The organism is Phyllobacterium sp., assembly GCF_037994405.1.
In the GTDB taxonomy this organism is placed as follows: Bacteria; Pseudomonadota; Alphaproteobacteria; order Rhizobiales; family Rhizobiaceae; genus Phyllobacterium.
The window spans coordinates 1-9,287 of record NZ_JBBNAN010000076.1 but is presented as its reverse complement, the minus strand read 5'-3'; the positions used below and the strand labels follow the sequence as shown (position 1 = coordinate 9,287).

Here is a 9,287-nt window from a genome sequence, read left to right as displayed (position 1 = left end):
CGGCGGATAGGGTTCGGCTGCTATACCGACCTTCACCTGTTCGGCGCTGGCTGCGCCTATTCCGGCGACCACCAGAACAACAGCTGCAACCGTTGTTTTCAGAAAAGACTTCATTCTCATCTCCATTGTTTCAATGTTCCCCAGGATTATTCCCTGTTATCTCATTTCATTTATGAAACAGTGCGGATAAACTGTTTCAAACGTTCGGATTTTGGCGATCCAAATAGCTCTTCTGGCGGTCCCTCTTCTTCGACAATGCCGTTATGAAGGTACATGACATGGCTCGCCACTTCGCGGGCGAATTTCATCTCATGCGTGACCAGAAGCATGGTGCGGCCCTCCTTTGCGAGGTCCCCGATGACCTTGAGTACCTCGCCGACAAGCTCCGGATCGAGTGCCGATGTAGGTTCATCAAACAGCATGACGCGTGGCTGGATGGCGAGCGCGCGTGCTATTGCGCCGCGCTGCTGCTGACCACCGGAAAGATATGCAGGATAGACATCGCGTTTCGCTGACAGCCCGACACGCTCCAACAATTGTTCACCAATAGCCATCGCCTCGTCGCGCTTCATACCGAGAACGTGAACCGGTACCTCGATCACGTTCTGGATAAGCGTCATATGCTGCCAAAGATTGAAGTTCTGGAAAACCATGCCCAAGCGGCTGCGAATGCGCTCGATCTGGCGTCGGTTGGCCGGATACTGTCCCCCCTGGCCATCGCTGACCATCTGGACATCTTCGCCATTGATGCGAATGGCGCCGCTGGTGGGATTTTCAAGGAAGTTGATGCAGCGCAGGAAAGTCGATTTTCCGGAGCCGCTGCCACCGATGAGGGCGACCACGTCGCCATCTCTGGCCGTCATGGAAACGCCCTTGAGAACTTCAAGCGCTCCGAAGCGCTTGTGAAGGTTCCAGACGTGTATAGCTTCAGCCTGTTCGGTCGCTGCCGCTTGGAGTGGATCCGTCGAAACGGTTGCCGCTTCCGTCGCTATCATTCCGGGATTCCATTCCCTGGTCGTCGTGCACGTTTCGTCATGACACCGTTGGTCCGCCTCTTTTGTCCGTACGGGTCTAAACTGCCCGAATTAACCGCATCACACCACTTGCGCTCTAATTATGCAAGCGTATAAATACTCGCAGAAGCAATTTTTTGAGAGCAGACATCATGAGTGCATTCGGTTCCCAGTCCATGGCCCTCCCCCTGAAACGCGTCATCATGCGCATGCCGGACCGAGTCATGGCAGGGGCCGAGCGCGACGTCTGGCACTATGGTCCTCAGTTTGATGCGCGCAAGGCATCCGACCAGCATAGGGTGTTCGCCGACCTTGTCGCCAAGTCAGGCGCTGACATAACCTGGATCAGGGACGGTAATGACGGGCTGTCGGATTCGATTTTCACCCATGATCCGTCGCTCGTCACCGACAAGGGTGCGGTTCTCCTGCGCATGGGCAAAAGCCTCCGTCTCGACGAACCTGATCTGCACCACGAAACCTATCGTCAAATGGATGTGCCGGTACTCGGCCGCATCGAAGCGCCGGGTACGGTTGAAGGCGGCGACTGTGTCTGGGTCGACGGAAAGACGCTCGCAGTAGGCCGAGGAGTTCGTACTAACCAGGCAGGTATCGAACAGCTTTCCGACATTCTGAAGCCATTGGGGATCACAGTTCTTGGCTTCGATTTGCCTCTGTGGCAGGGCGAACAAGCGTGCCTGCACCTGATGTCGATCATTTCGCCGCTCGCCGAGGATCTGGCGCTGGTTCATTTGCCCCTCTTGCCCGCAGCCTTCTACCAGTTGCTTAAGGAGCGCGGCATCCGGCTAGTCGTTGCCCCCGGGGAAGAGTTCGCTGCCAGCAATGGTCTCAATCTTAATGTGCTACCGACGGCACCCTATGAAGTGATCGCCGTTGCGGGCTTTGAGAAGACCAAGGCCGCAATGGAAGCTGCGGGTTGCACAGTGACGACTTTCGAGGCTGATGCATTGTGCATCGCCTGCGAAGGTGGTCCGACCTGCCTGACGCGCCCCGTCTGGCGCCAATGAAGATCCAGGCTGCCCCACGCAAAAGTTTTCGCCGTGAAGGCGAGGACAAACGCCGCGAGGATTTGATCGCCGCGACGCTTGAATGCGTGGCGGAACGCGGTCTCGCAGGGGCGACCGTCCGCGAAATTGCACTGCGCGCGGACGTGACCGCAGGGCTCATTCGTTATTATTTTCCAACCAAGGACGAACTGATCGGCGCGGCTTATCGCGCTGTCATGAATCGCATGACGGTTCAGGCGAGCGACGCGCTCAGCAATGCGAGCGATGATCCGCGAGCCCGTCTCTACGCATTCGTGACGGCCAATCTTGGCCAACCAATCATGGATCCTCACAATCTTTCGCTGTGGGCAGGGTTCATCGCGCTGGTTCATGCCGATCCGGCAATGGCCATGGCGCACCGCGACGGCTATCTGGGTTTCCGCGACGAACTCGAAGTCCTGATCCGCGAGGCCCTGCTGGCGGCGGCTAAACCGGCGGAGTCGAACCACACGCGGCGCCACGCCGTCGCTATCAATGCGATCATCGATGGTCTATGGCTGGAAGGCTGCCTTGCGGGCGATATTTTTGCCGATGGCGAATTGGCTGAAACCGGCATTGCCGCTATCGAAGCCGTACTTGGAATCTCACTTAACGCTGAAGGAGGCGCGAAATGATGCGCTTTGCGTCTGTTACCGATCGCCTCGCTGGTCTGGGCTCTGACAAATGGGCGGTGCACATTCGTGCTCGCGAAATGAAACGCGCGGGTCATGAAATTATCGAACTCACAATTGGTGAACCGGACATACCGACACCGACAGACATGATCGACGTGGCTGAACGCGCCATGCGCGCCGGCCGCACAGGCTACTCCAACGGTCGCGGCGAGCCCGGTGTCCTTACTGCGCTCTCCGCTAAATACACCGCCCGCACAGGCCGTCAGATCGACACCGACAACATCATGTGCTTTCCCGGCACGCAGACCGCCCTGTCGCTGGTCATGCTCGGCCTAGCCGAAGAAGGCGACGAGATCATCACCGGCGACCCGCTCTACGCAACCTATGACGGTGTCGTTCGCGCGACCGGTGCGACGCGCATTTCCGTGCCGCTTCGCCCCGAAAAGGGCTTTCGCATGCAGGCTGCAGACCTTGAGAAGGTCATAACCCCAAAGGCCAAGGTGCTTCTGCTGAACACGCCGCATAATCCAACGGGTGCGGTCCTCAGCGAGCAGGAAGTGGCGGAAATCGGCGAAGTCTGCCGCAAGCACAATCTCTGGATCGTTTCCGACGAAGTCTATGAGCTGTTGATTTTCGACGGCAAGTTCACCTCGCCGCTCGACCGTCCGGAATTGGCCGATCGGACCATTGCAGTGGCATCCATTTCGAAGTCTCATGCGGCGCCAGGCTTCCGCAGCGGCTGGTGCGTCGGACCGAAGGAATTCACGCGGCGATTGCTGCCGTTGTCGGAATCCATGCTCTTCGGCGTGCAGCCATTTATCGCCGACATGACCGCTTATGCGTTGGGCCAGCCTTCGGCGGCAGCAGCAACGATGCGTGAGAGCTACCTTTACCGGGCGCAACTGATTTCGGATCGGCTCGACGGTGTTGCCGGCGTAGTCTCCAAGGTGCCTCAAGCGGGCATGTTTATCCTTGCCGATATCCGTGCGACCGGCCTCTCCGGCAATGACTTCGCCATGCGGTTGCTCGAAGAGGAATTCGTGGCAGTCATGCCGGGCGAATCCTTTGGCGAGAATCTTTCTGGCTACCTTCGCATGAGCCTAAGCGTGGCCGATGACAAAATCGATGCAGCCTGCGCCGGTATCATTCGCCTTGCATCCCGGCTCCAACAACGGAAATCCGCATGACCACTGTTGGTGAATCCCTTGTCCATTTGCTTGAATCGTATGGTGTCGACACGGTTTTCGGCATTCCTGGCGTCCATACCATCGAACTTTATCGTGGTCTTGCTGCCTCTAAGATACGTCACATCACACCGCGCCACGAACAGGGTGCTGGCTTCATGGCCGACGGATATGCGCGAGCCACCGGCAAGCCCGGTGTGGCGTTCGTAATCACCGGCCCCGGCATAACCAATACGATCACCGCAATGGGACAGGCGCGTGCCGATTCGATACCTATGCTGGTCATTTCCGGCGTCAACCAGCGCCAATCGCTTGGCAAAGGCATGGGATTTCTGCACGAGCTTCCCAATCAGCGCGCCATGCTGCAGACCGTCGCGATGTTTTCGCACCGGATTGAAAAGGCCGACGAACTGCCAATCGTACTGGCGCGGGCTTTTGCCCTCTTCGCCTCGCGGCGCCCCGGTCCGGTTCATATCGAGATTCCGCTGGATGTGATGGCACTGCCACTGGATGGTGCTGAGCGCCAGGCATCTGACGCGCCGATCCCGCACGCGTCGCCGGAAACCATGGCTGAACTGACGCGCCAATGTCTTGCCGCCGAGCGGCCGGCAATCCTGATTGGCGGCGGCGCCAAGGAGGCGGCTACCCCTTTGAAGGATCTAGCCGAAAAGCTGGATGCACCTGTGGTTGCGACAACGAATGCACGCGGCATCTTGCATCATCATCCGCTGCTCGTCCCGGCTAGCCCGAGCCTGAAAGCCGTGCGCCAGTTGCTGGCCGACAGCGACCTGGTGATCGCGATTGGCACCGAAATGGGGCCCACCGATTACGACATGTATGGCGATGGCGGTTTTCCTGAACTGAAGCGCTTTGTGCGCATCGATATCGATGCCGGGCAACTTGACCGCTGGCCCGCTTTCATGCCGATCGAAGCTTCGGCGAAGGAGACTGTTGAAAAGCTCTCGGCAGGTTTGCCGGCACGCCGCAACGCACGGTCGGGTGAAGAGCGCGCCGAGCAAACGCGAGATGCGGCATGGGTTGAGGTCGGAACCCGGACGCAAGGCCAGGTGCGCTTTCTCAATATATTGCGCGATACCTTGCCGAACTCGCTCATCGTCGGCGATTCCACCCAGACCATCTATTCAGGAAACCTGTACTACGATCATGATCGGGTCGGCGGTTGGTTCAATGCGGCCACCGGCTTCGGCGCACTCGGTTTCGGTCCACCCGCGGCCATCGGTGCGGCTCTTGGCAAGCCCGAAACCTCGACGATCTGCATTGTCGGCGACGGTGGATTTCAGTTTGTCCTCGGCGAACTCGGCGCTGCGGTCGATGAAGAGGTTCCAGTGATTTTCATTGTCTGGAACAATCAGGGCTATCAGGAAATCGAACGCGCGATGGTTGAGGTTGATATCAATCCGGTGGGCGTGCGTCCTTCCGCTCCCGATTACCTGAAGATCGCCGACGCCTATGGTGTCCCATCGCATCGGCTTGCAGATATCGACGAGCTGCCCGAGGCGTTGCTGAGAGCCAAGGCGAGCGGAAAGCCATATCTGATTGAAATCGATGAAAAACTGGTTGGTTGATGGCTCGTTGCCATCAACCACCTGCTGTCTTATGGCCTGTGAATGGTTTTGACTTCAAGAAAGTCTTCAAGACCGAATTTCCCACCTTCGCGGCCATTGCCAGACTGCTTGTAGCCGCCGAATGGGCTGCCATAGCGATGCGGTCCGCCATTGATATGCACCATGCCCGCCTTCAGTCTTGATGCGACGCGCTCGGCGCGCCTGGAGTCTTTTGTCTGCACATAGGCGGCTAGGCCGTATGGCGTGTCATTGGCAATGGCGATTGCTTCTTCCTCAGTATCGAACGGAATGAGCGCCAGGACCGGGCCGAATACTTCTTCCTTGGCGATACGCATGTCGTTGCTTACATCGGCGAAGATTGTCGGCTGCACGAAATAGCCAGTCTCATATCCTTCAGGCTTGCCGGCACCGCCGACGAGGACACGCGCACCTTCGGCAATTCCGGCCTCGATCAGGTTCTGAACGCGGCCATACTGGATGTGGCTGACGAGCGGGCCTATATGATCGCCCTCCTCTTCCGGATTGCCGACGCGTGCCTGTCTCCCGGTTGCTTCGGCGATTCTGACCGCCTTGTCATAGACCGAGCGCTGGACAAGCATGCGCGTCGGCGCATCGCAGGACTGACCGCTATTGTTGAAGCATTCGAGTACGCTTCCGGCGACGCGATCTTCGAGATCGGCATCCTCGAAGACGATGTTCGGCGACTTGCCGCCAAGTTCCAACGTTACGCGCTTGACGGTGTCCGCAGCGTCCTTGCTAACGGCAATACCCGCGCGCGTGGAACCGGTAAAGGACATCATATCGACGTCCTTATGCTTCGACAGAGCAGCACCTACCGTCGCACCATCGCCGTTGACGAGATTGAACGTACCCGCCGGAAAGCCGGCCTCGTCGATCATCTCGGCATAAAGCATGGCATTGAGCGGCGTAAATTCACTCGGTTTCAGCACGCAAGTGCTGCCCGTCGCCAGTGCCGGAATGACCTTCAATGCAATCTGGTTGATCGGCCAGTTCCACGGTGTGATCAGGCCGCATACTCCGATTGGCTCGCGCACGAGAATATCACCATTAGGTAACTCCTCACGCACATGCAGGTTCTTCAGTGCATCGATGAACCCTTGCAAATGGCCGACGCCGACATCTGCCTGCTGCTGCATGCTCATGGTGATCGGCGCGCCGAGCTCGAGCGTGATTGCTCGGGCAACTTCATCATAGCGGCGCTTGTAGATCGCCAGCAGCTTCTCCAGCAGCGCCAGCCGCTCGTCGACCGAGGTCTGGCTAAAGGTCTGGTAGGCTTTCCTGGCCGCTGCCACCGCGCGGTCGATATCCGCCGCGGTTCCCATGGAAATGACCGCGATCGGCCTTTCAGTTGCGGGATTGATAACTTCAAGGTCGTTTGGTTGCAGAGGAGCCACCCACCCGCCATCGATGTAGAAATTACGTTTATCGAGCATGAAAATCTCCTCCAGAATCCTGATTATCGAGTCATTCTGACCATCAATCGAGTGAACGCAAGAGCGTCTGTATAACAGTATGACACCTGTCGCAGAGAACAAAATCGTTGCCGCATCCGGCCTTCTTGCCGACCAGATGCAGGCGCTATCGTTGCAGTCATGGTCCAACACTATCTTTGCCATTTTTCGACGGGCTGAGCGCGCATCAAAGATGGTTATGACCTCCGGCACCACAATCCAGACAAAATCAACAAAAGGGGTTCTTAGATGAAAGCATTACTGATGAGCGGCGTCATGGCTTTTGCGCTGCTCGGCGCGGCCGGCGGTGCATCGGCCGCAGAGTGTGGCGACGTCACCATTGCCAGCATGAACTGGCAATCGGCGGAAGTTCTCGCCAATCTCGACAAGATCATTCTGAATGCCGGTTATGGCTGCAAAGCCGACATCGTGCAGGGCGATACGATCCCGACGCTGACCTCGATGACCGAAAAGGGTCAACCGGATATCGCCCCGGAAGGCTGGGTCGACTTCATGCGTGACATCATGGACAAGGCGGTAGCCGACGGCAAACTCGTCTATGCGTCGAAGTCACTCTCCGATGGCGGCGTTCAGGGTTGGTGGATGCCGAAATACCTTGCCGATGCGCATCCGGACATCAAGACAATCGACGATGCATTGAGGCATCCAGAGCTCTTCCCGGCCCCGGAAGATTCATCCAAGGGCGCCGTGTTCAACGGACCTCCCGGCTGGGGTGGCACGGTGGCAACCGCGCAGTTCTTCAAGGCCTATGATGCCGAGAAGAAGGGGTTCACGCTCGTCGATACAGGTTCTGCAGCAGGCCTCGATGGCTCGCTGGCAAAAGCCTATGAGCGCAAGGAAGGCTGGGTCGGATATTATTGGGAACCAACCGCCATCCTCGGGAAATATCCGATGGTGAAGCTCGACCATGGCGCGAAATTCGATTCAGCGGAATGGAAGCGCTGCAACACCGTTGCCGATTGCCCGGATCCGAAGATAAATGACTGGGAACTGGCTGAAGTCGATACGGTCGTAACCAGGAAGTTCAGCGAAAAGGCCGGGCCTGCCATGGAGTACCTCAAGGCGCGCTCGTGGGACAACAAGACCGTTAATACACTCCTTGCCTGGATGACCGACAATCAGGCGACCGGTGAAGACGGTGCAAAGTACTTCCTCAAGAACCACGAGGACATCTGGACCAAATGGGTCAGTGCCGACGTCGCCGAGAAGGTCAAGGCTGCCGTCAAGTAAGCAGCTGGTTACCAATCATACGAGGGCAGCGGCGTAGTCGCTGCTCTTTTTTGTATCTAGAACCACGTCGCGTGGCGGAGCCCGTCGTAGATTGCGGCATGGATATTGCGTGCATGGACCGCGTCGCCGATTCGTAATAGATCAAACTGGCCTGCCTTGGCGCGGACCGGAAAGATCACACCGCCATGACCAGCCTGTCATAATCGACGCACCACGATTGCGCGACAATGGCTCGACCTCCCGATAAAGATCATCGATTGGTAACGTCCCATGCTCGGCCACCACCTGGTCGACCCGACGCTCCTCACGGTACTCCGGTGCAAAATCCGAACCAAGTGTTGCAACAAACTGATTGCCATTGCGCGCAACGCTGACAAGCCGCATGTTGATCGTCACGCGGACGCCCTGCTATAGCGCATGGGGCGCCAAGGCGCTCCAGCTCATCCAGGCGCCAGTCAACAATGCCAATCATCTCCTTGCGCCTTGGATTTTTGGCAGCGAGGCTTACCTGTCCGCCGGCCTGATCGGAAGCCTCCAGCACAGAAACCCTGTGCCCCGCTTCCGCAGCGACGCGCGCTGCTTCAGGCCCTGCCGGGCCAGCCCCGACGATAACGACATTGCGGCTGGTTTTCGCTTTCGAGCCACATGCGGCATGGAGCCCTCGCGGCCCGTCGCAGCATTATGAATGCACAGCGCCTCGCCGCCTTCGTAGATGCGGTCGAGGCAATAGGTGGCACCGACACAAGGCCGAATGCGATGTTCCTCGCCTGCCATGATCTTCCGCACAATATGCGGATCGGTAATATGCGGGTCATGCCAACCATGTCGAGCTTGCCCTCGGCACAGCATAGCGTGCGGTTGCCACATCGGCGATGCGCCGCGTGAAACGTCGGAAACTTTGTTTCCTGGCGAATTTCACCGGCAAAATCGAGATGCGGCGACGATCGCATGCCCTGATAGGGATCACCTCATTCAGCGCTGTATCGGTATCAATATGGCCGCGAATGATATTGAGGAAGTCGAACTTGCTGGAGGCGGCGATTCGCCGGCTATCTCAACGCCCTCTTCCTTCCAGAGCCCCTGCTCCCAATCCTCATCCGCCA

Annotated in this window: 9 protein-coding genes and 1 pseudogene; 5 read left to right on the top strand and 5 right to left on the bottom strand. The window is 58.0% G+C overall.

What is annotated here, in order from left to right:
* Both AAAC48_RS04565 and AAAC48_RS04560 read right to left on the bottom strand, forming a co-directional pair.
* A pseudogene (locus AAAC48_RS04565) lies at positions 1–114 on the bottom strand (amino acid ABC transporter); the annotation flags it as partial.
* A 56-nt stretch (positions 115–170) separates the two neighbouring features.
* Positions 171–995 carry an ABC transporter ATP-binding protein gene (locus AAAC48_RS04560; RefSeq protein ID WP_340653034.1) on the bottom strand — a complete coding sequence of 275 codons (825 nt, stop codon included), beginning with the start codon at positions 993–995 and terminating at the stop codon, positions 171–173.
* 170 nt (positions 996–1,165) lie between these two features.
* Here AAAC48_RS04560 and AAAC48_RS04555 point away from each other — a divergent pair, with 170 nt between their 5' ends.
* Genes AAAC48_RS04555 through AAAC48_RS04540 form a run of 4 tightly spaced genes read left to right on the top strand, consistent with a single transcriptional unit; the run spans position 1,166 to position 5,461 of the window.
* Positions 1,166–2,038, top strand: a complete 873-nt coding sequence (locus AAAC48_RS04555; RefSeq protein ID WP_340653033.1) for an arginine deiminase family protein — start codon at positions 1,166–1,168, stop codon at positions 2,036–2,038.
* Positions 2,035–2,691 carry a TetR family transcriptional regulator C-terminal domain-containing protein gene (locus AAAC48_RS04550; RefSeq protein ID WP_340653032.1) on the top strand — a complete coding sequence of 219 codons (657 nt, stop codon included), beginning with the start codon at positions 2,035–2,037 and terminating at the stop codon, positions 2,689–2,691. Before AAAC48_RS04555 ends, AAAC48_RS04550 begins: the two co-directional genes overlap by 4 nt.
* The gene (locus AAAC48_RS04545; RefSeq protein WP_340653036.1) at positions 2,691–3,878 is read left to right on the top strand and encodes a pyridoxal phosphate-dependent aminotransferase; all 1,188 of its coding nucleotides are present in this window, start codon (positions 2,691–2,693) and stop codon (positions 3,876–3,878) included. The genes AAAC48_RS04550 and AAAC48_RS04545 overlap by 1 nt, the downstream gene beginning before the upstream one ends.
* The gene (locus AAAC48_RS04540; protein ID WP_340653031.1) at positions 3,875–5,461 is read left to right on the top strand and encodes a 5-guanidino-2-oxopentanoate decarboxylase; all 1,587 of its coding nucleotides are present in this window, start codon (positions 3,875–3,877) and stop codon (positions 5,459–5,461) included. Before AAAC48_RS04545 ends, AAAC48_RS04540 begins: the two co-directional genes overlap by 4 nt.
* 29 nt (positions 5,462–5,490) lie before the next feature.
* On the opposite strand, the gene AAAC48_RS04535 is transcribed toward AAAC48_RS04540, so the two are convergent.
* Positions 5,491–6,915, bottom strand: coding sequence for an aldehyde dehydrogenase family protein (locus AAAC48_RS04535; protein WP_340653030.1), 1,425 nt, complete (start codon positions 6,913–6,915; stop codon positions 5,491–5,493).
* 267 nt (positions 6,916–7,182) lie between these two features.
* Between AAAC48_RS04535 and AAAC48_RS04530 the strand changes: the two genes are divergently transcribed.
* Positions 7,183–8,184 carry an ABC transporter substrate-binding protein gene (locus AAAC48_RS04530; protein ID WP_340653029.1) on the top strand — a complete coding sequence of 334 codons (1,002 nt, stop codon included), beginning with the start codon at positions 7,183–7,185 and terminating at the stop codon, positions 8,182–8,184.
* A 141-nt stretch (positions 8,185–8,325) separates the two neighbouring features.
* Here the strand turns inward: AAAC48_RS04530 and AAAC48_RS04525 are convergent, their stop codons facing one another.
* Positions 8,326–8,580: a hypothetical protein gene (locus tag AAAC48_RS04525; RefSeq protein ID WP_340653028.1), complete on the bottom strand. Its 255-nt coding sequence runs from the start codon at positions 8,578–8,580 to the stop codon at positions 8,326–8,328.
* Positions 8,489–8,794, bottom strand: coding sequence for an FAD/NAD(P)-binding oxidoreductase (locus AAAC48_RS04520; RefSeq protein ID WP_340653035.1), 306 nt, complete (start codon positions 8,792–8,794; stop codon positions 8,489–8,491). Before AAAC48_RS04520 ends, AAAC48_RS04525 begins: the two co-directional genes overlap by 92 nt.
* Positions 8,795–9,287 lie beyond the last annotated feature (493 nt).